Annotated in this window: 18 protein-coding genes; 10 read left to right on the top strand and 8 right to left on the bottom strand. The window is 66.0% G+C overall.

Features of this window, described 5'->3' with window-relative positions; all coding sequences use genetic code 11:
• Positions 1-152: 152 nt before the first annotated feature.
• The 5 genes from P0Y43_RS01905 to P0Y43_RS01925 form a co-directional block, all read right to left on the bottom strand.
• Positions 153-1,568, bottom strand: a complete 1,416-nt coding sequence (locus P0Y43_RS01905) for an efflux transporter outer membrane subunit (protein ID WP_275635604.1) — start codon at positions 1,566-1,568, stop codon at positions 153-155.
• Entirely contained in the window at positions 1,565-4,744 is a 3,180-nt protein-coding gene (locus tag P0Y43_RS01910) for an efflux RND transporter permease subunit (RefSeq protein WP_275635605.1), read from the bottom strand. Before P0Y43_RS01910 ends, P0Y43_RS01905 begins: the two co-directional genes overlap by 4 nt.
• Positions 4,745-4,756: 12 nt before the next feature.
• Entirely contained in the window at positions 4,757-5,998 is a 1,242-nt protein-coding gene (mexE, locus tag P0Y43_RS01915) for a multidrug efflux RND transporter periplasmic adaptor subunit MexE (protein ID WP_275635606.1), read from the bottom strand.
• 261 nt (positions 5,999-6,259) lie between these two features.
• On the bottom strand, positions 6,260-7,273 hold the full coding sequence (locus tag P0Y43_RS01920) for a zinc-binding alcohol dehydrogenase family protein (protein WP_275635607.1): 1,014 nt from the start codon (positions 7,271-7,273) through the stop codon (positions 6,260-6,262).
• Positions 7,274-7,707: 434 nt separating this feature from the next.
• Positions 7,708-8,010, bottom strand: coding sequence for a DUF2388 domain-containing protein (locus tag P0Y43_RS01925; RefSeq protein ID WP_275635608.1), 303 nt, complete (start codon positions 8,008-8,010; stop codon positions 7,708-7,710).
• A 541-nt stretch (positions 8,011-8,551) separates the two neighbouring features.
• Between P0Y43_RS01925 and P0Y43_RS01930 the strand changes: the two genes are divergently transcribed.
• The 10 genes from P0Y43_RS01930 (at position 8,552) to P0Y43_RS01975 (ending at position 22,771) form a co-directional block, all read left to right on the top strand.
• Positions 8,552-10,660, top strand: a complete 2,109-nt coding sequence (locus tag P0Y43_RS01930) for a TonB-dependent receptor family protein (RefSeq protein ID WP_275635609.1) — start codon at positions 8,552-8,554, stop codon at positions 10,658-10,660.
• A gap of 175 nt (positions 10,661-10,835) precedes the next feature.
• Entirely contained in the window at positions 10,836-12,191 is a 1,356-nt protein-coding gene (locus tag P0Y43_RS01935) for an LLM class flavin-dependent oxidoreductase (protein WP_275635610.1), read from the top strand.
• 203 nt (positions 12,192-12,394) lie between these two features.
• Positions 12,395-14,005: an ABC transporter substrate-binding protein gene (locus tag P0Y43_RS01940; protein WP_430540213.1), complete on the top strand. Its 1,611-nt coding sequence runs from the start codon at positions 12,395-12,397 to the stop codon at positions 14,003-14,005.
• Positions 14,002-14,991, top strand: coding sequence for an ABC transporter permease (locus P0Y43_RS01945; RefSeq protein WP_275635612.1), 990 nt, complete (start codon positions 14,002-14,004; stop codon positions 14,989-14,991). Before P0Y43_RS01940 ends, P0Y43_RS01945 begins: the two co-directional genes overlap by 4 nt.
• Positions 14,988-15,851 carry an ABC transporter permease gene (locus P0Y43_RS01950; protein ID WP_275635613.1) on the top strand — a complete coding sequence of 288 codons (864 nt, stop codon included), beginning with the start codon at positions 14,988-14,990 and terminating at the stop codon, positions 15,849-15,851. Before P0Y43_RS01945 ends, P0Y43_RS01950 begins: the two co-directional genes overlap by 4 nt.
• Positions 15,848-17,560 (top strand): dipeptide ABC transporter ATP-binding protein, encoded by a 1,713-nt coding sequence (locus P0Y43_RS01955; protein ID WP_275635614.1) that lies wholly within the window; start codon positions 15,848-15,850, stop codon positions 17,558-17,560. Before P0Y43_RS01950 ends, P0Y43_RS01955 begins: the two co-directional genes overlap by 4 nt.
• A 69-nt stretch (positions 17,561-17,629) precedes the next feature.
• On the top strand, positions 17,630-18,841 hold the full coding sequence (locus P0Y43_RS01960) for an acyl-CoA dehydrogenase family protein (protein ID WP_275635615.1): 1,212 nt from the start codon (positions 17,630-17,632) through the stop codon (positions 18,839-18,841).
• 95 nt (positions 18,842-18,936) lie between these two features.
• Positions 18,937-20,727 (top strand): hypothetical protein, encoded by a 1,791-nt coding sequence (locus P0Y43_RS01965; protein ID WP_275635616.1) that lies wholly within the window; start codon positions 18,937-18,939, stop codon positions 20,725-20,727.
• Positions 20,728-20,802: 75 nt separating this feature from the next.
• Complete coding sequence (locus P0Y43_RS01970) at positions 20,803-21,195, top strand: hypothetical protein (RefSeq protein ID WP_275635617.1); 393 nt, start codon at positions 20,803-20,805, stop codon at positions 21,193-21,195.
• An 82-nt stretch (positions 21,196-21,277) separates the two neighbouring features.
• Positions 21,278-22,771 carry a hypothetical protein gene (locus P0Y43_RS01975; RefSeq protein ID WP_275635618.1) on the top strand — a complete coding sequence of 498 codons (1,494 nt, stop codon included), beginning with the start codon at positions 21,278-21,280 and terminating at the stop codon, positions 22,769-22,771.
• A gap of 45 nt (positions 22,772-22,816) precedes the next feature.
• On the opposite strand, the gene P0Y43_RS01980 is transcribed toward P0Y43_RS01975, so the two are convergent.
• From P0Y43_RS01980 to msuE, 3 genes are read right to left on the bottom strand one after another with little or no spacing between them, the layout of a single operon-like run.
• Positions 22,817-23,926 carry a sigma-54 interaction domain-containing protein gene (locus tag P0Y43_RS01980; protein ID WP_275635619.1) on the bottom strand — a complete coding sequence of 370 codons (1,110 nt, stop codon included), beginning with the start codon at positions 23,924-23,926 and terminating at the stop codon, positions 22,817-22,819.
• A gap of 10 nt (positions 23,927-23,936) precedes the next feature.
• Positions 23,937-25,124 (bottom strand): acyl-CoA dehydrogenase family protein, encoded by a 1,188-nt coding sequence (locus tag P0Y43_RS01985; protein WP_275635620.1) that lies wholly within the window; start codon positions 25,122-25,124, stop codon positions 23,937-23,939.
• A 9-nt stretch (positions 25,125-25,133) separates the two neighbouring features.
• On the bottom strand, positions 25,134-25,694 hold the full coding sequence (msuE, locus tag P0Y43_RS01990; RefSeq protein WP_275635621.1) for an FMN reductase: 561 nt from the start codon (positions 25,692-25,694) through the stop codon (positions 25,134-25,136).
• Positions 25,695-25,822: the final 128 nt, after the last annotated feature.

The raw sequence follows: 25,822 nt of genomic DNA on the forward strand, positions 1-25,822 counted from the left end.
TCCGACTGGGCGGGGCGTGCGATGGCGCGTAGCGAGGGATCCATAGCGCCTGCCCTATCGCGGGACAGGCACCACAAAAAAAGCCCCGCAAGCACAAGGCCGGCGGGGCAAGGTGGTTGGGGGAGGATCCAACCGAAGGAGTAGCCGTCGAATCAGCGTGCGCTGGCCAGGGTCTGCGGCTGCCAGCCGCCACCAAGGGCCTTGTAGATCGAGACGATGCCGCGGTACAGCTCGACCTCGCCCTGGGCCTGGGCATCTTCGGCGCTCAGGCGTTCACGCTCGGCATCGAGCAGCACCAGGTAATCCACCGTGCCTTCGCGGTAGCGCACCGAGGCCAGGTCGGCCGCCTTGCGGCTGGCATCGCTCTGGCGCATCAGCGCGAGCAGGCGTTGCTGGCGCTTGCCGTAGTCGCTGAAGGCGTTGGCCGATTCTTCCAGGGCCAGCAGCACCTGCTGCTCATAGTTGGCCAGCGCGCCGTCGGCATCGGCCTTGGCGCCGCGCAGGCGGGCGCGCACGCTGCCCAGGTCGAAGGCCGCCCAGGTGATGCTGGGGCCCAGCGCCCAGGCATTGGCCGCCGACGAGCCGATCTGCGAACCCCGCCCGGCGGTGAAGCCGAGGAAGCCGCTGAGGCTCACCCGCGGGAACAGGTCGGCGGTGGCCACGCCGACGTTGGCGGTGGCCGCGGCCAGCTGGCGTTCGGCGCTGCGGATGTCTGGGCGGCGGCGCAGCAGCTCGCCGGGGTCACCCACCGGCAAGGCCTTGGCGATGGCCGGCAGTTGCTTGGGCGAAAGGTCGACGCTGAGGGTGTCCGGGCGTTCGCCGAGCAGGGTGGCGATGCGGTTGCGCGCGCGTACCTGTTCAGCTTGCAGTTGCGGCACCGTGGCCTCGACTGCCGCCAGGCGGGCATCGGCACGCACCACGTCGAGCTCGTTGCCAACGCCAGTGTCGCGCAGGGTCACGGTGATGCTGCGCGAGTCCTGCTGGGTCTTGAGGTTGGCCAGGGCGATCTTCTCGCGCAACTGGGCGCCGCGCAGTTGACCGTAGGCGTCCACCAGTTCGGCGATCAGGCTGACCTGCAACTGTTGCAGGTCGGCTTCGGCGGCGTCTTCCTGGGCCTTGCTGGCCTCGATCTGACGCTGGATGCGGCCGAACAGGTCGAGTTCCCAGGCCATGTCCAACCCCAGGTCGTAGCGTTCGCTGTTGACTCGGCTGTCGGTCTGGCCAGGGACCTGGCCCTTGCCGATATCGCTGCTGGCGCGGCTGGTGACCACCGGCAGGTTGTCGTTGGAGGCGTCCTCGCGGATCGCCCGCGCCGCTTTCAGGCGGGCGAAGGCCACCCGCAGGTCACGGTTGCCCTGCAGGGAGGCCTGCACCAGCTGGTTCAGCACCGGGTCGTCGAACTGCTTCCACCAGGCGCTTTCAAAACGGCTGCGGTCCAGGGCCTTGACCGGCGCTTCGTTGTCCAAGCGCGCCGGTTGGGTGTCCGGCGTCTGGTAGTCCGGGCCCACCGCACAGGCCGCCAGGGCCAGTGCCAGCAGGCTCGGGGTCAGGGGTTTGAGCAGGTTCATGCGTGGCTCTCCAGCGATTGCACGCGCTCGGCCTTGCGGGCCTGGCGACGCTCGACGAAACGGCGGATCAGGAAGAAGAACACCGGGGTCAGGAACAGGCCGAACACGGTCACGCCGATCATCCCCGAGAACACCGCCACACCCATGGCGTGACGCATCTCGGCACCGGCACCGGAGGAGAACACCAGCGGCACCACACCCATGATGAAGGCGATCGAGGTCATCAGGATCGGCCGCAGACGCAGGCGGCAGGCTTCCAGCACCGCGGCCAGCGGGTCGAGGCCTTCGGCCTGTTTGTCCTTGGCGAACTCGACGATGAGGATCGCGTTCTTGCACGCCAGGCCCACCAGTACGATCAAGCCGATCTGGGTGAAGATGTTGTTGTCACCCCCGGAGATGATCACCCCGGTGATCGCCGACAGCAGCGTCATCGGCACGATCAGGATCACCGCCAGCGGCAGGCTCCAGCTTTCGTACTGGGCGGCCAGCACCAGGAAGGCCAGCAGCACGCAGAGCGGGAACACGAACAGCGCGGTGTTGCCTGCCAGGATCTGTTGGTAGGTCAGGTCGGTCCACTCGAAGGTCATGCCGTTGGGCAGTTCCTCTTTGATCAACTTCTCGATCGCCGCCTCGGCCTGGCCGGAGCTGTAGCCAGGAGCCGCGGCGCCGTTGATCTCGGCGGTGATGAAGCCGTTGTAGTGCATCACGCGGTCAGGCCCGGAGGTGTCGCTGACCTTCAGGAAGGTCGCCAGCGGGATCATCTCGCCCAGGTTGTTGCGCACCTTCAACTGGCCGATCTGCTCGGCGTCGAGGCGGAACTGCTGCTCGGCCTGGACGTTGACCTGGTAGGTGCGGCCAAAGCGGTTGAAGTCGTTGGTGTACAGCGAGCCCAGGTAGACCTGCAGGGTCTCGAAGATGTCGGTGATCGCCACGCCATGGGTCTTGGCCTTTTCCCGGTCGATGGCGGCATCGACCTGCGGCACGTTGACCTGGTAGCTGGTGAACAGGCCGGCCAGCTCAGGCACGCTGCGGCTTTTGGTGATGATGTTCTGGGTTTCCTTGTACAGCGCCTCGTAGCCCAGGTTGCCACGGTCCTCGATCTGCAGGCGGAAGCCGCCGATGGTGCCCAGCCCCTGTACCGGCGGCGGCGGGAAGATCGCGATGTAGGCGTCCTGGATGTCGGCGAACTTGGCGTTCAGCGCCGCAGCGATGGCCTGCGCCGACTGGCTCGGGTCCTTGCGCTCGTCGAACGGCTTGAGCGGGGTGAACACGATGCCGCTGTTGGGGCTGTTGGTGAAGCCGTTGATCGACAGGCCCGGGAAGGCCACGGAGTCGGCCACGCCCGGTTGCTCCAGGGCGATCTCGCTCATCTTCTTGATCACCGCTTCGGTGCGGTCGAGGCTGGCGGCGTCCGGCAGTTGGGCGAAGGCCACCAGGTACTGCTTGTCCTGGGCCGGTACGAAACCGGTCGGGGTGGACGAGAAGCCCAGGTAGGTCAGGCCCATCAAGCCGGCGTAGACGAACACCGCGATGCCACTGGAACGGATGACCCGGCGCACGCCGCCCACGTAGCCGTGGCTGGCGCGGTCGAAGAAGCGGTTGAACGGGGCGAACAGCCAGCCGCCGAACAGGCGTTCGAGGATGCGCGAGAAGCGGTCCTTCGGCGCGTGGTGGTCCTTGAGCAGCACGGCGGCCAGGGCCGGCGACAGGGTCAGCGAGTTGAACGCCGAGATCACGGTCGAGATGGCGATGGTCAGGGCGAACTGCTTGTAGAACTGCCCGGTAAGGCCGGAGATGAACGCCGCCGGCACGAACACGGCGCACAGCACCAGCGCGGTGGCGATGATCGGGCCGGTCACCTCGCTCATGGCTTTTTGCGTGGCCTCCATGGGCTTGAGGCCCAGGCCGATGTTCCGCTCGACGTTCTCCACCACGACGATGGCGTCGTCCACCACGATACCGATGGCCAACACCAGGCCGAACAGCGACAAGGCGTTGAGCGAGAAGCCGAACAGGTGCATCACCGCGAAGGTGCCGATCAGCGAGACCGGCACGGCCATCAGCGGGATGATCGAGGCGCGCCAGGTCTGCAGGAACAGGATCACCACCAGCACGACCAGCACCAGGGCTTCGAACAGGGTGTGCACCACCGCCTCGATCGAGCCGCGCACGAACACGGTCGGGTCGTAGACGATGCTGTAGTCCATGCCTTCGGGGAAGTCCTTCTTCAGCTCGGCCATCTTGGCCCGCACTTCATCGGAGATCTCGATGGCGTTGGAACCTGGGCGCTGGAAGATCGGGATCGCCACCGCCGGCTGGTTGTTCAGCAGCGAGCGCAGGGCGTACTGGCTGGAGCCGAGCTCGATGCGGGCGATGTCCTTCAGGCGGGTGATCTCGCCGTTGGCGCCGGCGCGGATGATGATGTTCTCGAACTCTTCCTCGCTGACCAGACGACCCTGGGTGTTGATCGACAGCTGGAAGCTGGCCGAGCCGGGGGCGGGCGGGGCGCCCAACTGGCCGGCGGCGACCTGGCGGTTCTGCTCGCGGATCGCCGCGACCACATCGCTGGCGGTCAGGTTGCGCGAGGCGGTCTTGTTCGGGTCGAGCCATACCCGCAGGGAGTAGTCGCCCATGCCGAACAGCTGCACGTCGCCGACACCGCCCAGGCGTGCCAGCTCATCCTTGATGTTGAGGATGGCGTAGTTGGACAGGTAGAGCATGTCGTAGCGTTGGTCCGGCGAGGTCAGGTGCACGACCATGGTCAGGTCGGGCGAGGCCTTGTCGACGGTGATACCGATGCGCGTCACTTCTTCCGGCAGCTTGGGCTGGGTACGGGTCACGCGGTTCTGCACTTGCACCTGGGCGTTGTCCAGGTCGGTGCCCAGGGCGAAGGTGATGGTCAGGGTCAGCTTGCCGTCGGCGGTGGACTGGGAGGACATGTACAGCATGTTCTCCACCCCGGTGATGGCCTGCTCCAGCGGCGCGGCGACGGTTTCGCCGATCACCTTGGGGTTGGCGCCGGGGAAGTTGGCGCGCACCACCACGGTGGGCGGCACCACTTCCGGGTATTCGCTGATCGGCAATTGGAACAGCGAGATGGCACCGGCGATCAGCAGCACGAGCGAGAGCACGGCGGCGAAGATCGGCCGGGTGATGAAGAATTTCGAGAAGTTCATCGGTGTTGTCCCTTAACCGCGCGGTGCCTGGGCACTGGCGACTTTCACACTGGGGCCGGCCACCCGCGGCGCCGGGTTGCTGGCTTCGAGGGCCTGGCGCTGCTGGGCGAGGGTGGCGAGGGTCTGTTCACTGGCCATCGGGGTCTCCTCGGGGGTGACCGGCGAACCTGGGCGCACGCGCTGCAGGCCCTTGACCACGATGCGGTCCTCCTTGGCCAGGCCGCTGCGCACAATGCGCAGGCCTTCGAGTTTTGGGCCGAGCTCAACCGGGCGATAGGTGGCCTTGTTGTCCTTGTCCATGACCAGCACGAACTTCTTGCCAAGGTCGGTGCCGACCGCTTCGTCGTTGATCAGCACGGCATCGTAGGTGGCGCTGCCGACCAGCTTCAGGCGCGCGTACAAGCCGGGGGTGAACTGGCCGTCGCGGTTGTCGAACACCGCGCGGCCACGGATGGTGCCGGTGCGTGGGTTGACCTGGTTGTCGACGAAGTTCATCTGGCCCAGGTGCGGGTTGCCGGTTTCGTTGGTCAGGCCCAGGTACACCGGGGTGGCCTGGCCACGCTGGCCTTGGCGGGCGAGTTGGGTGTACTTGAGGTACACGCGCTCGTCGGCGTCGAAGTAGGCGTAGACCTTGTCGGTGGAGACCACGCTGGTCAGCGGGGTGACGTCGGCGGTGACGATGTTGCCGGCGGTGAACTGCGCGCGGCTGACCCGGCCGCTGATCGGCGAGGTGACCTTGGTGAAGCTCAGGTTCAGGCGGGCCAGGTCGAGCTGTGCCTGGGTCGCCTCGACACCGGCGCGGGCTTCGGCGGCGGCGCTGCTGCGCGATTCGGCGAGTTCGGCGGAGATGGCGTTGCTGTCGCGCAGGCGCTCGCCCCGACGGGCTTCGTTTTCGCTGCGAATGGCCGTGGCCCTGGCTTGTTGCAGCTGGGCTTCGAGGCGGCGGACCTCGGCCTGGAACGGGCGTGGGTCGATCTGGAACAGCAGGTCGCCTTTCTTCACTTGGGCGCCTTCGGTGAAGGCCACCAGGTCGATCTGCCCAGAGACGCGCGGACGCACCTCGACGGTTTCCGGCGCTTCCAGGCGACCGGTGAACTCGTCCCACTCATTGATCGGCTGCTCGATCACCTTGGCCACACTGACCTTGGGCGCGGCGGGGGCCTGCACGGCGTCTGGGGTTCGACCGCAGGCGCTGAGCACCACCACTGCCAGGGCAGCGAGGGGAAAGCGCAAGGGTTTGAGTGAATGTTCCATGGAGAACTCCGCCACTGTATTGATAGTGGGCGGATCATGAGTGCATTGCGCGTGAGGAACGAATCGAATGGGGCGAAGGTTAATATCACGCAGAATGATAGGAGAGGGTGCACCATCAATGGGCGCATATGGGAAACGTATCGACCTCATGGCGGGGCGGGCCGGCGCCTACAGCTACCCGCGGTTTTCAGGGCCGGCGGTGAGCCTGTGGGAGCGAGCTGGCCCCGCGATGAGGCCAGCACTGAGATAACAAAGGCCTGGTCAGTCGCCGAACCCTTCCAGCACGATCTTGCCCTTGGCCTTGCCGCTCTCGATCATTGCATGCGCCCGCCGCAGGTTCGCCGCGTTGATCGTCCCGAAATGCTCGCCCAGGGTGGTCTTGAGCACGCCCTGGTCCACCAGCGCCGCCACCCGCTCCAGCAAGGCATGCTGCTTGATCATGTCGTCGGTCTGGTACAGCGACCGGGTGAACATCAGCTCCCAGTGCAACGACAGCGACTTGCGCTTGAGCGGCACCACGTCGAGGGTCGCCGGGTCGTCGATCAGCGCCAGACGGCCTTGCGGGCGCAGGGCGTCGATCAACTGTGCGAAGTGCTGTTCAGTGTGGGTCAGGCTGATCACCAGGTCGACCTGGCCCACGCCGATTGCCTGCAATTGCGCCTCCAACGGCTGGCTGTGGTCGATCACATGGTGGGCGCCGAGCCCCTCTACCCATTGCCGGGTTTGCGCGCGCGAAGCGGTGCCGATCACGGTCAGGCCCGTGAGCTGGCGCGCCAGTTGAGTGAGGATCGAGCCCACGCCACCGGCGGCACCGACGATCAGCAGGCTTTGCCCGGCGCCACCGCCTTCGGCCACGCCCAGGCGGTCGAACAGCAGTTCCCAGGCGGTGATGGCGGTCAACGGTAGCGCCGCCGCGCTGGCGGCATCCAGGCTGCGCGGCGCGTGGCCGACGATACGCTCGTCCACCAGGTGCAGCTCGCTGTTGCAGCCGGGGCGGTCGATGGCGCCGGCGTAGTAGACGGTGTCGCCGGGTTGGAACAGGGTCACCTGGGCGCCGGTTTCGCGCACGATGCCCACCGCGTCCCAACCAAGCACGCGGGGGGCGGTAGTGCCGGAACCTGCGCGGATCTTGGTGTCGACCGGGTTCACGGAGATGGCCTGGACTTCGACCAGCAAGTCGCGTGGACCGGGGATGGGGCGAGGCAGGTTGGTGTCGAACAGGGCGTTGGGGTGGTCGAGGGGCAGGCCGTGCTCGGCGAAGGCGATGGCTTTCATGGTGTGGCTCCAGGGTGAGGGAATGGGGCCAGCTTAGTGGGTTGGGTTTATTGGAAAAACCAGATAAAGGAGGGAAGACTTTCTTGTTTTTTTTGAAAGTTTATCGTTTGGCAAGCCCACAGGTACCCCGCTGAACTTGATTTCTGTGGTGTCCCTGTAGGCGAGGGCTTCCCCGCGATAGGGCTGGCATCAGGCCCCTTGCGGCGGTGATCCCGTTGCCGCGGGGCATGGGTGACCATGCACGATGCGCCCGCGCGCGACTGGAGCGTGGAGGCCTTGGCAGCTTTGGCGGAGATGTCACGGGCCAGTTTCTTAGCGCATTTTCGCGCGGGGCGGGCCTCATCGCGTGGCAAGTCCGTTCCCTCAGACACCCCACCGAACCTGAGGGCAATGGGGGGGCCGTGGGGCTTGCCCCGCGATTGGGCCTGGCCTGCTTACTGATCAGCCGATAGCAACGCCCTGGCCAGTTCTTCATCCGTGACATTGAGCCCCGGGTGATGCTTGCGCACCTGCTCCAGCGCCGACTCCACATAGGCCCCACGAATCGCGCCATCGCTGGCGATGAAGGCCGACAGCTCGTCGCGGGCTGGGATGATGCGTTTGTCATCCTTGAAGGTGGAATACAGTGACGCCGAGATACCCGCCGACGTGGCGACATCGCCCGCATCGACACGGGCCAGGGCGGCACCTGCAGGGATGCACAGCAGCAGGGCAGAAACCAGTAGTGAATGACGCATGAGTCAGTCCTCCAGAAGCGTGAAGCCCAAGGGATCTACTGCATGCAGTTAAGATGCGAGGCAGGCGTGGGAGTTCCATTTTCACGTGACCTGGCGACGCTTCACCGGCGGGCCAGGAAAGGTCCGATGCAATCAATAGTCCGTGTGGTGAGCGAAACCAGGGAACGATGGGCCAATCGATAATCGCAACTCACCGGCCAGAACGCCGCCGTTTGTAGGTCTTGGTAGGGGCACTCAGTCAGTCGACGGAAACTAAGGTCTAGTAGGAGGGAAGTTATTCTGTGCTCAAGGCAGTTATATCGATAAACCAAAATGAAGTGGGCTGCCGTGCCACGCGGTAGGGCGCTGCGGAAAATAATGTTGGTGCTGCAACAGCACGCGAACAGTTTGCGCGATACGGCAACTTATCAATACTAACGCCTGCGGGAAACAGTGGCCCGCGCAGCTGGCACGACAACTGCAATATCCCTTTTACATAGCGGTTCGATAGGTGTGGAAGTGCAAGGCTTATCAACCTTACATATAAAGGGGAGTTGCGAAAGTGCGTGCGAAAGTTAAACCCAGTCGTCTTTACCAGCCCCGGCTGGCCAGCGTCGCCGGTGTGTCGGTGTTGATGGCCCTGCTCAGCCCATCCGCCTGGGCGGCGGGTGACTCCACCCTGGAGACGGTCACCGTCACCGGCGCCGCCGCCAGCGGGGCGCAACAGGACCAGAAGCGCTTGCAGAAGGTTGCCGGCAACACCGCGGTGGTTGACAACCGTCGCGTCGAGCAGGGCCGCGCGGCCAACGCCGAGGACGTGTTGGCCTTGCAGCCAGGCGTGTTCGCCCAAGGCACGAGCGGCACCGCGGCGAACAAGATCTCGATCCGTGGCTCGGGCCTGAATACCTTCTACCAAGGCTACGTGCTGGGCACCAAGTTTCTCTTCGATGGCCTGCCGATCACCGGCCCTGGTGGCACCCAGGAAGATTTCCTCGACATGCAGGCGGTGGACCACACCGAGGTGCTGTATGGCGCCAACGCCTATGAGTACGGCGCGTTGTCGCTGGGGGGCGCGATCAACATGGTCAGCAAGACCGGCCGCACCGACCCTGGCAACTACGCGCGCTTCGAGGTCGGCAGCTACGGCTACCGCAAGCAGCAGTTGGCTACCGGTGGGGTCGTGGGCGACAGCGACTACTACATCAACGTGCTGCACAACGAGCGCGACGGCTACCAAGACCATGCCAGCAACGAAGGCCGTGGCATCGCCGCCAACTTTGGCCACGTGTTCAGCCCCAAGCTCGAAACACGGGTGTTCTTCAAGTACCGCGAGGAGCAATTGGTCAACGGCAACACCTTGACCCGCCAACAGCTCAAGCACGACCCGCGCAGCAACTTGGTGCCCACCGGCCGGCGCAAGGACGGCACCAGCTTCATCGGCAACAAGACCACCTACACCTTCGACGACGGCGGCAAGCTGGAGGTGGGCGCCTCGTACAACAACTACCCCTTGCTCAACGGCTGGCGCTACGCGGTGGCGCCGCAGGACTGGCGCTCGAAGGATATCAACCTGACCCTGCGCTATTTCCGTACCGGCGACACCTTCCTCGGCCTGCCCAGCGACAGCAGCGTCATCTTCAGCAACACCCGCGCCTACCTCGCCGACGTCAAGGCGCATAGCCGCGCCACGGGCGTGAAAACCCAGGAGACCAACTACACCGGTTCGCGCGACACCGTGCTGACCTTCGCCAACGAGCTGCAACTGGCCGATGACTTCTGGCTGTCCTCGGGGTTGTCGTTGGTCAACATTCGGCGCAAGGCCGAGATCGAAGCCACCACGCTGACCACGCCCAACCCCAGCAACCTGCCCACCCGCGTCGAGTACGTGGAGAGCGACCTCGCGCCGCGCCTGGGTGTGCGCTACCAGATCAACCCGCAATTCCAGGTGTTCAGCAATGTCAGCCGCAGCATCGACCCGCCGGTGACCTGGCAGTTGGGCAGCACCAGCAACCCGTTCCTCTACGACGTGCGGCCACAGAAGGCCACCACCTTCGAGGTCGGCGTGCGCGGCAGCCATGGCATCTTCGACGGCAGCCTGACGCTGTACCGCTCGTGGGTGCAGAAAGAGCTGCTGACCGTGGTGGTGCGCCAGGGCACCGCCACCCAGGACCAACTGACGGCCACCGCCAATGCCAGCCCGACGATCCACCAGGGCATCGAGGCCGGCCTCAACGCGCTGCTGTGGGCTGGCGACAACGGCGACACCCTCGACCTGCGCCAGGCCTACACGCTCAACGACTTTCACTACCGCGACGACGACACTTTCGGCGGCAACGAGCTGCCCAGCCTGCCGCGCCACGTCTACCAGGCCGAGCTTGCCTACCGCCAGGCCAGTGGCTTCTACGCCTCGCTCACCCTGCGCGCGGCCTCCAGCTACTACATCGACTACGCCAACAGCTGGCAGGCGCCGTCCTACGTGCTCTGGGGCGCCAAGGTCGGCTACCAGGCGCCGGGCAAGCGGTGGGAGGTGTTCGCCGACTTGCGCAACCTCACCGACGAGCGCTACGCCAGTGCGGCCAACACCGCCTACGACGCAGGCGGCCGTGACTCGGCCAACTTCTACCCCGGCGACGCATTCTCGGTGACCACTGGCGTGGCGTTTCGTTTCTGATGGCCGCGCCTCGGTGTACTGGCCACATCGCGGAGCAAACCCTCAGGCACCCGCTGTTCCCAGGCTCAGCGGGGAACCCACGGGCTTGCCCCGCGATGAGGCCGTGTGAACACCGTCACTTCCCCGTTTCGTGAAAAGCAATGCCATCGCTCCCCAGCATGAACAGGAGAACCCCATGAGCACGCAACAACCGCAGATGAGCCTGGGCATGAACATCCTCGGCTTCGGCGCCCATTCCGGCGCCTGGCGCCAGGGCGAGGCGGCCATCGACGCCTATGTCGACGTCGACTACTACCGTGATATCGCAAGGGTTTCCGAGCAGGGCTGCCTGGACGCGATCTTTCTCGCCGACGGCCCGGCGCTGCCCGGCGATGTCGCCAGCCAGCCGGGCGCGCGTCTTGAGCCGACCGTGCTGCTCACCGCCGTGGCGGCGGCCACCGAGCGTATCGGCGTCATCGCCACCTGCTCGAGCACCTACAACGAGCCGTTCAACCTGGCCAGGCGCATCGCCTCGCTGGACTACATCAGCGGCGGCCGTGCGGCGTGGAATGTGGTCACCAATGCCGGTGACGCCGCCGCGCAGAACTTCGGCCTGCCTGGCGCACCCTTGCACGTGGACCGCTATGGCCGCGCCGAAGAGTTCCTCGAAGTGACCTTGAAACTGTGGGACAGCTGGGAGGAGGACGCGATCATTGGCGACCGGGCGGGCGGGCGTTTCGCCGACCCGGCCAAGGTACACACCCTGGACTTCAAGGGGCGGCACTTCCAGGTCAAGGGGCCGCTCAACCTGCCGCGCTCGCCCCAGGGCCGGCCAGTGCTGGTGCAGGCGGGGTCTTCGGAGGGTGGCAAGGCACTGGGCTCGCGCTACGCTGACGCGATCTTCACCGCCCAGACCACCTTGCCCGACGGCCTGGCGTTCTACCGCGAGATGAAAGCCCGGGCCAAGGCCTGGGGGCGTGACCCGCGGCACCTGAAGATCATGCCCGGGCTGTCGACGGTGATCGGCAGCACCGAGGCTGAAGCCCATGCGCGCTTCGACCAGCTCAACGCCTGGCATGGCGAGCACGGGCTGCTACAGCAAGTGGCCGGGCGCATCGGCATCGACGCCGACGAGCTGGATCCGGACGCGCCACTGCCCTGGGCGCGGATTGGCGAGGTGGCTGATTTCGAGCGAGGCTCACAGGGTTTTCTCGAAGCGCAACTGAACCTGGCGCGGCGCGAGAACCTGACCATTCGCCAGTTGTCGCGGCGCATCCTGGTCGGCCATCGGCTGTTGGTCGGTACGCCCGAGCAAGTTGCCCAGACCCTGGCCGAATGGTTCCTGGCCGGGGCCGGTGACGGCTTCAACATCATGCCGGACATGTTCCCGTCGGGGGCGCGGGTGTTCGTCGAGGAGGTGGTGCCGTTGTTGCAGCAGCGCGGCGTGTTTCGCCGTGAATACCAAGGGCGCACGTTGCGCGAGCACCTGGGGCTGCCCAAGGCGCTGAACCAGTTCGCCGAAGGCAGCAGAGCGACCGTGTCGGGGCTATGAGCGGCGCTCGATCTCAAGTCCGCACCCGCGCGCAACTGTTGCCGCCTGAACAGCCACCACACACTTTGCCCGCCCGCCGTCACCGCCCTCAAGGCAAACCCCAGCAAAATCAAGCCTTTGAAACCCGGCACAAGTCCTGCAAAAGCCCTGGCAACGCCCAGTCAACCGCAGGAGCGACCTTGAACCGATTCCATCTACCCCTCATGCCGCTGTGCGCCGCCCTGGCCCTGGTCGGCTGCGAGCGCGCCGCTCAGGTGGCGGCGCCCAGCGACCAGCCCGTGCACGGCGGCACCCTGGTCTATGCCACCGACCGCGAGCCGACCTGCCTCGACCCACACGTGTCCGGCGACATGCCCCAGGTGTTCGTCGCCCAACAGTACCTCGACTCATTGGTGTCGATGGACAGCGAAGGGCGCATCGGCCCCTGGCTGGCGACGCACTGGGAGGTTTCCGACGACGGCCTGCGCTACACCTTCCACCTGCGCCGCGACGTGCGCTTCACCGACGGCACGCCGTTCAACGCCCAGGCGGTCAAGGCCAACCTCGATCACATGGCCGACCCGAAGACCCAGTCCAGCACCGCCGGTGGCTACATCCGCCAGTACCGCGGCACCGAGGTGCCCGACGAGTACACCGCAGTGGTCCACCTGGCCACACCCTATGCGGCGTTCCTCGAGGTGTTGGCCCAGGGTTTTCTGGGTATCCAGTCGCCCACCGCACTGCAGCGCAGCCGCGACGTGAACTGCGAAAGCCCGGTGGGCAGCGGGCCGTTCAAAGTGGTGCGCTGGGACCGGCAGAACCAGGTCGAGCTGGTGCGCAACCCCGACTACAACTGGGCGCCACCGACTGCTCGGCACCAAGGGCCGGCTTACCTGGAGCGCATCATCTGGAAGTTCATTCAGGAGCCTTCGGTGCGCTTCGCCTCACTGCAGGCGGGCGAGGTGGACGTGATCGAGACGCTACCGCCGGAGTCCCACGAGGCGGCGCGGCGCAACCCTGACCTGCAACTGATCATCGCCCAGCGCCCCGGCAACCCCACCAACGGCACCTTCAACCTGCGCAAGGCGCCGTTCGACGACCTGCGCGTGCGCGAGGCCTTCGTGCGCAGCGCCGATGTCGAGGGGGCGCTCAAGAGTGTGTACTTCGGCGAGTTTCCGCGCGCCGGCGGCCCGTTGAGCATGGCCACGCCGTTCTACAGCGGCGACTTCGAACACAGCCAGGACTACGACCCGGCCCGTGCCGCGCGACTGCTCGACGAGGCCGGCTGGACCGGCCGCGACGCCGAGGGCTACCGCACCCGGGCGGGCCAGCGGCTGAGCGTGGTGGTGCTGATCGGCGCGCGCACCACGCCCTCGGAGCTGACCCTCTGGGAGCAGGTGCAGGCCACCACGCGCCAGGTCGGTCTGGAACTGTTGCTCGAGCAGATGAGCGATGCCCAGGTCACCGCGCGCCAGGCCGCCTGGGACTACGACATCCGCCTCGGCTACTGGAACACCAACACGCCTGACGTGCTGCGCATCATCTTCGGCTCGGCGTTCGTGCAGCCGGCTGGGGTCGGCGGCTATCACCAGAACTCCTCCGGCTACGCCGACCCCCGCTTCGACGCGCTACTGGACGACGCCCTGGCCACCCAGGACCCGGCCCTGCGCCACGCGCTGTACGGCAAGGCCCAGCAACAGGCCGCCAGCCAGTACCTGCAACTGACCACCTACCCGCAAAGCACGCGGCTGGGCATCTACAAGACCGCCCACGGCGTACGCCTGGAGCCCTCGCTGGCGGTCACCTACCTCTACGACGCCTGGGTGAACAAATGAGCGATAGCACGACCCTTGCCGTGACCGACCCACGCCGCGAGCGGCTGGCTGCGCTGGGCAAGCGCGCGGTCGCGCGCCTGGCCAGCGGCATCCTGGTGCTGTGGGCGGTGGCGACCCTGACCTTTTTCGCCCTGCGCCTGATGCCGGGCGACCCGGTACTGGCGATCCTCGGTGGCATCACCGGCAACCCGACGCCAGAGTCCATCGAGGCCACGCGCCGCGAATATGGCCTCGACCAGCCGCTGCCGGTGCAGTACCTGCTGTACCTGGGGCGCCTGCTGCAAGGCGACTTGGGCATGTCCTACTCCCAGCACCTGCCGGTGACGCGGGTGCTGGCCGAGCAGGGCGGGGCGACCCTGGAACTGACCTTCGCCGCGCTGGCACTGGCCTGGCTGCTGGTGCTGTTGCTCACCGTGGTCACCGCCGGGCGCGGTCGCCTGGTCGGCGGGCTGGCCTCCCTGGCCGAGACCCTGAGCGCGGCGCTGCCGCACTTCTGGCTGGGCGTGGTGTTGCTGGCGGTGTTCGCCTTCGGCCTGCGCTGGTTCCCGCCGGCGGGCAGCGACAGCCTGGCCAGCCTGGTGCTGCCGGCGTTGTCCCTGGCCATTCCGCTGGCCGGCTTCATCGCCCAGGTGACCCGAGAATCGTTGGAGCTGACCCTCGACCAACCGTTCATCCTCAGCGCCCGCAGCCGGGGCCTGAGCGACTTGGCGGTGCGCTTTCGGCATGCCCTGCGCCATGCCTTGCTGCCAGGGGTGGCGTTGTCCGGCTGGGCGATCGGCGCGCTGATCAGCGGCGCGGTGGTGTGCGAGGTGATCTTCTCGCGCAAGGGCGTGGGCCGGCAGCTGTACCAGGCCGTGCAGTTGCAGGATTTGCCGCTGGTGATCGGCATCACCCTGGTGGTGGCCACCGCCTACGTGCTGGCCAACGTTCTGGTGGACCTGCTCTATCAATGGATCGACCCACGGCAACAGGAGGCTACGCCATGAGCGATTTGACCCTCGACCGCGCCCACCCCCCATTGCGCCGACAACGGCGCCTGAACCTGCCGCCGCTGGGCGCGAGCCTGGCGCTGGGGTTCCTTGTCGCGCTGCTGCTGGCCGCCTTGGCGCCGGGCCTGTTCACCCGCATAGACCCGTTGGCGATCGTGCCGCGCGAGGCGTTCCAGCCACCGAGCTGGGCACATTGGCTGGGTACCGACCCGTCCGGGCGCGACATCTTCGCGCGAATCGTTCATGGCGCGCGGCAGAGCCTGCTGATCGGCGTGGCGGCGACGCTGCTGTCGATGACCATCGCCATCGGCCTGGGGCTGCTCGCCGGGCTTGGCGGCAGGCGCGTCGACCGCGCGGTGGGCGGCGGGCTGGAGGTGCTGTTCGCCTTCCCCAGCCTGGTGCTGGCGCTGCTGTTCGTGGCGGTGTTCGGCAGCGGTGTCGGCCCGTTGATCGTCGCCACCGGGCTGGGGGGCGCGCCGGGGTATGCGCGGATGGTGCGCGGCCAGGTGCTGGCGGTGCGCAACGCCGGCTACATCGAGGCGGCGCGGGCGCTGGGGCACCCGACCTCGCGCATCGTGCTGCGCCAGTTGCTACCCAACGCCATGCGCCCGCTGGTGGTGACCCTGACCATGGGTGTCGGCCAGGCGATCGTCTGGGCCTCGGCCTTGAGCTTCCTGGGCCTGGGCGCGCGGCCACCGGCCCCGGAGTGGGGGACCATGCTGTCGATGGGGCGCGACTTCATCGCCAATGCCTGGTGGCTGACGTTCTTCCCCGGCCTGTTCATCGTGCTGACCACCCTGGCCACCACGGCGGCCGGGCGCTATATCCAACAACGCCTGGAGGGCCGACTGGCATGAGCGACAAGACCTTGATCGTCGACGGTTTGAACGTCGCCTTCGATGGCCACAGCGTGGTGCGCGGGTTGTCGTTCACCCTGGCGCCGGGGCGCTGCGTGGCGCTGGTGGGCGAGTCGGGCTCGGGCAAGAGCGTCAGCGCCCGCAGCCTGGTGGGGTTGGCGGGTGCGCGCGCCGAGGTCAGCGCCCGGACCCTGCGCTTCGATGGCCACGACCTGCTGGGCCTGAGTGAGCGCCAGTGGCGCAGGGTACGCGGCAAGGACATCGGGTTCGTGCTGCAGGACGCCCTGGTGTCCCTCGACCCGTTGCGCCCCGTGGGCAAGGAAATCCTCGAGGTGTTGCACACCCACGGCTACGGCGACCGCGCGCAACGCGCCGCGCGGGTGCTGGAATTGCTGGAGACGGTTGGCGTGCCCGACGTGGCCCTGCGTGCGCGCCAGCGTCCCGACCAACTGTCGGGTGGGCTGCGTCAGCGGGCGTTGATCGCCAGCGCCCTGGCCCTGGCCCCGGCGCTGGTGATCGCCGACGAGCCGACCACCGCGTTGGACGCCACGGTGCAGGCGCAGATCCTCGAGGTGTTTCGCCAGATCAAGGCGCGCGGCGCGTCGCTGTTGATCATCAGCCACGACCTGGCGGTGGTGGCGCAACTGGCCGATGAGGTGGTGGTGCTGCGCCATGGCGAGGTGGTGGAGCAGGGGCCGATGCAGCAGGTGCTGCGTGCGCCGCAGCACCCCTACACCCAGGCGTTGCTCGCCGCAGTGCCGGCCGAGCACCCACGCGGCAGCCGCTTGTCACCGGCGCGTGCCGGGGCGCCGCGCGCGCCACGACTGGCGGGGCAGGGTGAAGTGCTGCTGCAGGCGCGTGGCCTGGGCAAGCGCTACACCGGCCCCGACGGCCGGGTGCGCGAGGTGGTGCGCGGCGTCGACTTCAGCCTGCGCGCCGGTCGCACGCTGGGTATCGTCGGAGAATCCGGCTCGGGCAAGACCACCGTCGCGCGCATCGCCCTGGGCCTGCTGCAACCGGACCACGGCGAGGTGCTGTATCGGGGCCAGCCGTGGATCGGCCCTGGCAACGCCATCGATGAACACCGCCGCCGCCCGCTGCGTCGGGAGATCAGCGTGATCTACCAAGACCCGCTGGGCTCCTTCGACCCGCGTTGGAGCGTGGCGCAAATCCTCGATGACGCCTTGCACGTCGCCGCTGTCGAGCCCGCCGCGCGCCCGGCGCGCATTGCCGTGCTGCTCGACCAGGTGCGTCTGCCGGCGAGCCTGGCCCAGCGCCGGCCCTTGCAGCTGTCTGGCGGCCAGCGCCAGCGGGTGGCGATCGCCCGGGCGATTGCCAGCGAGCCGAAGCTGATCATCTGCGACGAGCCGGTCTCGGCCCTGGATGTCTCGGTGCAGGCACAGGTGCTGGACCTGCTGGCCGATCTGCAGGACGAGCTGGGCCTGGCCTACCTGTTCATTTCCCATGACCTGGGGGTGATCCGCCACGTCAGCGACGACGTGTTGGTGATGCGCCACGGTCAGGTGGTGGAGCACGCCCCGGTCGAGCAGTTGTTCCAGCAACCGGCCCATGAATACACCCAACGCCTGCTCGGCGCGGTGCCACGCCTGCCGGGCAGCGGCGCCGAGCTGGTGGTGCCGCCGCTCGACCTGGAGCACGAAGCGTTCGACCTGTTCGACGAATCGCGCCTCTGGAAGATCGCGATCTAGCGTAACCCCGCTGGGGCGCGAAGCGGCCCCAGCGCCAGTGAATACCAAGCCTCTTGAAAGGATGTGAGCATGACCACTTTCCAACGTTTCACCCCCCAGCCACCGGCCGACAGCGTCGAGACCCTGCGGGCGCGCATCGACGCGCTGTTGCCGACCATCGCCGCCGGCGCCGCCGAGCGTGAGCGCGAGCGGCGCCTGCCGTTCGAGGCGGTCGCCCAACTGGCCGCCGCCGGCGTCTACACGGTGCGCATCCCCAGGCAATACGGCGGCCCTGGTGGCACGGTGAGCGATGTGATCGCGCTGCTGCTCAACGTCGCCTCGGTCGACTCCAACGTGGCCCAGGCGCTGCGCCCGGGCTTCGCCTTCCTCGAAGGCCTGCTGGCGTCACGGGCCGAGGGCGCCGAGCAGGAGCGCGAACGCTGGTTCACCCGCTACCTCGACGGCGCGGTGATCGGCAATGCCGGTTGGGAGTTGGGCGGAGCCAATGGCGCGATTGCCGCGCGCCTGGTGCGCGAGGGTGATCATTGGCGCGCCAATGGCAGCAAGTTCTACAGCACCGGGGCGCTGTTCGCCGACTACGTCAGCGCCGTGGCCCTGGACGAGGACGAACAACCGGTTTCGTTCATTCTGCCGCGCGACCGCGCAGGGCTGGAGCTGGTCGACGATTTCGACGCCATGGGCCAGCGCCTGACCGCCAGCGGCACCACGCACTTGCGTAACGTTCGGGTCGAGACCGACGAGTTGCGCGCACGCACGGTGGAGGAGGGCAAGCGCACGATCGTCACGCCATTCCTGCAACTGTTCCTCGGCACTGTGCTGGCCGGTATCGCCCGCAACGCCCTGGACGATGCCACGCGTTTCACCCGCGAGCATGCCCGGCCGATCAAGCACAGCACTGCCAGCCGCTCGGTCGACGACCCCTACGTGGAGTTGGCCGTGGGCGATATCGCCGCCCGTGCCTATGGCGCCGAGGCGCTGGTGCTCAAGGCTGCTGCGGCGATCGACCGGGCCTGGGCGGCGGGGCAGGACGAGGCGGCGGTGGAGCAGGCGGCGCTGGAGGTGGCGCAGACCCAGTACCTGGTGGCGGAGCTGGCGCTCAAGGCCGCCGAGACGGTGTTCGACGTCGGCGGTGCTTCCACCGCCGGCCGCCAGCACAACCTCGACCGGCACTGGCGCAACGCCCGCACCGTGGCCAACCACAACCCGCGTCAGTGGAAGGCCGCCGTGGTGGGCGCCTGGCAGCTCAAGGGCACCCGCCCACCCGTCTCGGGGCTGTTTTGACCGTCCAGCGGGGTCCGCTGAAAATGGTTCCAACTGATCAGGGGGGCGGGTGAGCGCTTCAATAGCCGCTCGTCCCCCCCCTGCAAGGAACTCCCATGACCAACGTCGTTGTATTTGTCAGCAAGGAAACCCGCCTGGCCGAAGCCGTCGCGGAACAAGTGGCCCAGGTCCGTGCACAGGATCCGTTGGCCTTACCGAATCAAGATGCCGCCATCGTGCGTAGCTATATCGAACAGATCGAAGGCACCTACGATACGGCCCGTGCCAAGACCGATACCGATCATGCCATCGAGTTGCTGTATATCGCCTACAACACGACGCCCCAAGCGCAAGGCGAAATCCGTAACAGCATTTCCAGCATCATGACCAAGCTGATCGACGCTCAGCAAGCCAGCCAGGTGAGCATCAACGAAGCCGTCGCTGTCGCCTCGCTGATCGACCAGAAACTGCGCGGCACCTTGCCGGATTGGCTGGATGTCAAAGACAGCGACAACGTGCAGGAGATCAAGGATTTCGTCGCCAAGGACCTGCTCGAGCTGGCCAAGCTGATCGAGGCGAAAGCCTTGAGCGTCAGGGACAAGTTGCTGGCCGTTGCCGCTGACTACGACAAGATCATCCAGGATACCGAGAGCGTGACCCAGCGCAGTGAAGTGGTACTGGGCGAGACGCTCACGGCGAACAAGAAACTGGCCGACGACATGCTCAAAGACCAGGCCAGGAGCGAGGCGCTGGAGGCGTTGGTGGAGGATATGCGCAAGCAGGTGGAACAGTTCCAGAAACTGGCCGCTGACTACGCAAAACAAGCCAAGGACAGTGAAGACCGTGCCGCCAGGGCGTCGTTCTTGCAGGGCTTGTTCCAAGTGGTGAGCGCTGTCTTGCCGATCGTCGCCCTTGCCACCGGGGTAGGTGCCCCCGCAGCGGCTGCGGGGGCTGTGATCAGCAGTGTCGGCACCAGGGTTGCCGCCCAGAGGAGCACGGCCAGCGAAATCAAGATGCGTGAAGAACATAGCGACCTCCAGGTGCAGCACAAGCAACTGCAGCAGGAGGTTCGTGAAAGTCAGGAAAAGGTGGACTCGCTGAATACAGAACTCAAGGAGGCCGGCAGCGATGCCGTCGAGGGGCTGGAGGAGCGTGCCCGCAAAGCGCAAGAGGGGCTCGATGCGGCGCTGGCCAAGAAGAGCAAGCTCGAGGCCGACATGAATGAGTTACAAAACGCGTTGGGCAAGTTGGAGAAGATCGCCGACAACGCCAGCGTGCGCGAGGAGACCAAGGCAAAAGGCTTGCGTGAATTGCAGTTGGAGATGGTGACGAAGGCCGAGGACTACGAAAAGAAACGCAGCGAGCACAGTGCGGAGCTTATCACCCTCAAGGTGTTGTTGGCCGGTAAGCGTGATGAGCACGAGACCAACGAACTGGCGATACGCTCGCTCAACCTGAGTATGTCGGCGCTCAAGCGCACCAAGGAAATCGTCGAGGAAATCGCGCACTTCTTCCTGTCGTTTTCCTCGTTCATGCAACGTGTCGCCGATGATGCGCGTGTCAAGGTCGAGAGTTACGAGCAGGTTGCCGAGGGCGGAGCGCTGCGTAAGCACAAACGCGAGCAACTCTTCGCCTCCACCGATGAGTTCTTCATCGAGCAGACGGCGCGGTGGTTAGCGGTGGCCAAGGTATGCGAGGTGTTCGCCAAGACCTTCGAGGACGGCTGGACCAAGCTGAACACCCTCAACGGTAATTACGTCAGTACGGACAAACTGAACGACTACTTGAGTGCCGCAGGCACGAAACTGGAGGCGATCGCCCATGTCCGTGACGAGATGAAGGCAGCGCGTCTGCGTGACCTGGAGAGCTATCGCCAACAAATTCAAGCGGACGCTGGTCAGGCTTGAGGTTTGAAGCCCGCCGCCTACCTGTTGCCTTGCGATGGACATCAGGTAGGCGGAGCGTTTAGGGAGGAGTGCCTCATGACGCCACAACAATTGGAGATTATCCAGCAACTGGAAACATTGCAGGCGAATCTAAAGAAACAGCGTGATGAACTGGAAAGACTCATTCGTGGGCGGCAGGAAGCTTCCAACGAAGAAGCCGAAGCGATTCGAAAACTAAAACAGCCCGACCTCGAACCTGGGCCTGAAGCGCCAGCAACCCATAACGAGCTTCTGCGCTTGAGAAAAGGCCGTCTGATGGTCTGGAACGAAATGCTCTTCAAGTTGCAAGAGCTACAGGGCGATAAAAAAGACAATCTTGCACTGTTGCGTTCAATCATGCCCCCTGTCGAGCAGCTGTTCAGGGCAACCGATGCTGTGGCAGATGACGCCCCGGTGGCCCCGTCCGTCGCAGCGGCGCCCACTCGATAGCGACGCATTTACCCCATTTGCCATTGTGCGAGGCCAGGGACGGCGCGCCAGCATCCCTACTCAGTTCGGTACGGAGGCGTCCATGTCCGATCTCGTCGACTTCAAAAGTCAAACCCGTGAAATCACCGAGCGCATTTGCGCGCAGGTCGCCGAACTGGCGGCGGCTCAGCCGTTGGCCCTTCCTACCGCGCAGGCGGCGATCGTCGACAGCTTTGTCGAAAAAATCGCAGGTGCCTATCACATCCCTGACTTTCAGGGTGATACCGCGCATGCGATCGATCTGCTGTTCATTGCCTACAACGTTACGCCGCAGGATCACGATGGCATTCGCATCCAGATCAACTCGATCATGGACAAGTTGATCGACGCCCAGCAGCGAAGCGAGCGCGTCGTCAGCCAGGCCGCCACTGTCGCCCAAGGCATCTATACCCAGCTCGGTCTATGTCTACAGAAGTGGTTGATGGTGAAGCAGGAGGGCGACTATGCAGCGGTTCGCAGTTTCGTCAGCGAACCCCTCTTGGCCTTGGCCAGGGGCATCGGCAACGAGGCCTCGCAGATCGGCAAGGCCCTTCAATCCATCGCCGATGACTACGACGCCCGTCTGCGCGAGACCTTGAAGGTGCACGCCGAAAGTGAAGTTGCCCTGAGCGCATTAATGAACGGCGGCCAAGTGTTGGCCGTTGAGCTCAAAGAAGCCAGGCAGCGTCGTGAGGACCTCGCTACCGTGATCGCCGCCCTGCGCGAAGGCATCGCGAGCCATGAGGAACTGGTCAGGCGTGCAGGGTTATCCCTGCACGCTCTGGTCGCGCTGGGTTCGCAATCGGTATCGGTACTGTTGCCGTTTTCGGCTTTCCAGACGCGTGAGAACGCTTCCTTGATCGCCGCGTCGCGCTTCAGCAATGTTTCCGGTACCGCTGATGCGCGACAGGCAGACGAACGCCAGGATGAGCGAAGTTCCGCCATGCAAGCCATTCTGCGGCTGCATATCACGCTGCTGGAAAACGTGCTGCTTTACGAAGGTCTGGTGCAGGCCGAGGAGGATGAGAGTATCAGGATCAAGACGCTGTTAGCGGATGGCTGTCGGCAGGAAAAGTCCAAAGAGCTCGCGATGCGCGCGTTCAACTTGAGTTTGCAGGCGTTGGCACGGAACAGGGAAATCGTCGAGGTGATGGCGTTTTTCTTCCGCTCGTTCTCAACCTTCATCTTGGCGATCGTCAACGATAGCAACGAGCGCATCGAGCGCTATGGGCACGTCAAGCAAGAGGGCGCGGCAGGGCCGCATTACGTAGTGGCCTTGGTGAAGTCCATCGATGAAGCGTTCATCGAGTACGCCGGGCAATGGTTGGCGGTGGCGCGGTTGGCCGAGCGCTTTGCCGAGACGTTCAACAAGGGCTGGAATCGCCTCAATATACTCAGTGGCACGTATATACAAGGTCGAGAGCTCAACGACCTCTTGCAGGAGTTCATCGCCCACCTCAACCAGCTCGCGGATGCGCGCAAGCAACGTGCGCAGTCGCGGCTGGTGGAGGTGCGAACCGGGCTGGAGACGTTTCGCCGCTATCTCGCCACGCCCTGATTGGCAGGGCTTGCCGGCCCTGCAAAGGCCGGGAGTGGGCAACGTTCAGATGGACAGCCGCACCACGCGGTTATCCAGCGGCTGCTCCTGCCCTCGGCGCTTGTTCACCACCAACTCGCCAATGGCGATCAACCGAGTGCGCGTGACGTTGCGCGACAGCCCCAGCAACTGCGCGGTGTGCACTTGGTTGTAATGGCAGAAGCGATACGCCGAGCGCAGCAACGCATTCTCCACTCGCTCGTACAGGTCCCCTGGCTGCTCCTCGTACAGGCGGTTGAACGCCTGTTGCAGCAGGTCTTCCAGCCCGGTGCTGGCGGACACCACGCTGCTCGCGTCCTCCTGGCGCTCAAGGCGCAGGTTGGACAGGCGCAGGTCGCGGGCGTGGATCAGGCCTTCGCCACAGGTCAGCAGGCTGTGGTGAATGACGTTCTCCAGCTCGCGGATGTTGCCCGGCCACCCGTATTCCACCAGCTTGGCCTGGGCGTCGGCGGCCAGCTCCACTTGGCCGTAGCCCAGGCGTTCGCTGTAGCTGCGGATGAAATGACGGGCCAGCGGCAGGATGTCGCCCGGCCGTTCGCGCAGCGGGTGAAGGGACAGGGTCACGACGTTCAGCCGGTAGTACAGGTCTTCGCGAAAGTGCCCGGCATTGATCGCCTTCTCCAGCTGCACGTTGGTCGCCGCCAGCACCCGCACGTTGATCGGGATGCTCTTGCGCGAGCCCAGGCGCACCACCTCGCGCTCCTGCAACACGCGCAGCAGCTTGACCTGGATCGGCAGTGGCAGGTCGCCGATCTCGTCGAGAAACAGCGTGCCGCCGTTGGCCTCCTCGAACCAACCGGCCTTGGACGCCAGGGCGCCGGTGAACGCACCTTTCTCGTGGCCGAACAACTCGGCCTCGACCAGCGATTCGGAAAACGCGCCGCAGTTGACCGCCACGAACGGCCCGTCGCGGCGGGCACTGAGATTGTGGATATGGCGCGCGACCAGCTCCTTGCCCGTGCCGGTTTCGCCGATGATCAGGACGCTGGCCTCGCTGGGGGCGACCTGTTGCAAGTGGGCGAGCAGCGCCTGCGACCTGGGGTCTTCGAAGACCTGTGCGGTCGCCCTGATCGAGGTAGCCAATGACGGTGACGGGGGGAGGGTCAGCAATTGCATGGACGTGCCTTTAGGAATAGAAGGACGGGGCCGGGCGCTGTTGGTTGAGCGCCCATTGGCCAAGTTCGTGGATGCGGTAGTCCACCGGGTCGTGCAGGGTTTGCGTCCTCAGGTTGCGCCAGTGCCGGTCGAAGCGCAGCGAGGCGTGGGTGGCCCGCGCGCCAGTGACTTCGAACAGGCGGTTGCAGATGTCCAGGCCATGGCGGGTGGCGGCGACCTTGGCGGTGCCGATGGCCAGGGCCAGGTCGCCGCGCTCTTCGGCGCTGAGCCGGTGCTCGCGGGCCCAGGCGGCGTCGAGCTGGTCGGCGGCGCGCGCCACCAGCAGGCGCACGCTCTCCAGGCCTACCCAGAACTCGCCGTAGTGACGCAGCACGTAGGGGTCTTCATGGCTGGCGCTGGCGGTGGAGCGGAACCACGGGCGGCTTTCCTTGAGGGTGTATTGGCGCGCTTCGTCGAACGCGCCCTCGGCGATGCCGAGGAACAGGTTGGCGAAGTGCAGTTGCGCGATCAGCGGGCGCAGGGCGGCGAAGGGGGTGCTCAAGGGGCCGGGGTCGAGCAGCAGCTCGTTGTGTTCCACCCGTACCCGCTCGAAGGTGGCGCTGCCGCTGTCGGTCTGGCGCTGGCCGATGTTGTCCCAATCGCCGTGCAGGCTGATGCCGGTGCGGCTGCTGGGCACCGCGGCGATCAGCAACTTGCCGCCCGCGCGCTCGTCCACCGCCGAGGCGATGAGCATTTCCGAATCGCTGGCGCCGGAGCAGAAGCTCTTCTTGCCGGAAAACTCGCACCAGCCGTCGAAGTGCTTGACCACGGTGCGGGTGTCCAGCGGGTTGAGGGCATTGCCCCAGAACCAGTGCTTGCGCGCGGTCTGCTCGAACCACGGTTGCCACTGGTCGGGACGGGCGAACAGGCGCACGGTGGCCAGCATCAGGTGATGGAAGCCGAACACGTGGGCGATGGAACTGTCGACCCGGGCGAACTCGCGCACCACCTCGAAGGTGTCGCGCCAGCTGGCACCCTGGCCGCCGAAGGCTTCGGGGATGGCCAGCGACAGCAGGCCGCTGCGGCGCAGGGCATCGCGTTCGGCCTTGGGCGTGCCACCGCGCTCGTCGCGTTCGACGGCGCTCTGGGCGAACTGCCCGGCCAGCTCACGGGCGATGGCCAGGGCCGGGCGCGGGGAGGTGTTTACAGGTGCATTCATGGCGGTCACTCAGGCGCTCTTGCGAAGCTGATGGTGGGCGGCGAACAGCGGCACGGCACGTTCGGCGGCCAGGCGGATGCGCGCGGCCAGGGCTTCGCTGGAGACGCGATAGTCGTGCAGTTCGGCTTGGCTGGCGTACACGCCGATCGGCAGGGTCAGGGCCTGCAGGAAGCTGAACAGCGGGCGCAGTTGGTGGTCGAGGACCAGCGCATGGCGCTCGCTGCCGCCGGTGGCGGCCAGCAGTACCGGGGTGTCGACCAGGGCGTCCTGGCCAATCAGGTCGAACAGGTGCTTGAAGTGGCCGGGGAAGCTGCCGCGGTACACCGGGGTGGTCACCAGCAGCAAATCGGCCTGTTCCACCCGTTGCAGTTCCAGTTCCACCGCCTGGGGCAGCTCGCTGCGCCACAGCGCCGCGCCGAGCGGGCGGGCGATGTCGCCCAGCTCGATCAGGTGCGGCTTGATGTGCAGGTGCTGGCCGAGCTCGGCGAGAATGGCTTCGGTCAGGGCCAGGGTGCGCGAGGGGCGGGAAGTACCACCGGAAAGGGCGACGACGTTCAACGGGGTGCTCATGGCAGGTCTCCTGTTCGGTTTGAGCGGGGGACTTTGCTTGAGCAATCGTCGTGCCGGATTCTAATTTCCTTTCGGATCAACGGCTTGCCGCATTTTTCGAGGGCGGCGGGTGCTGCCGGGGAAGCGTG

Source organism: Pseudomonas entomophila, assembly GCF_029193575.1.
Taxonomy (GTDB): domain Bacteria; phylum Pseudomonadota; class Gammaproteobacteria; order Pseudomonadales; family Pseudomonadaceae; genus Aquipseudomonas; species Aquipseudomonas entomophila_G.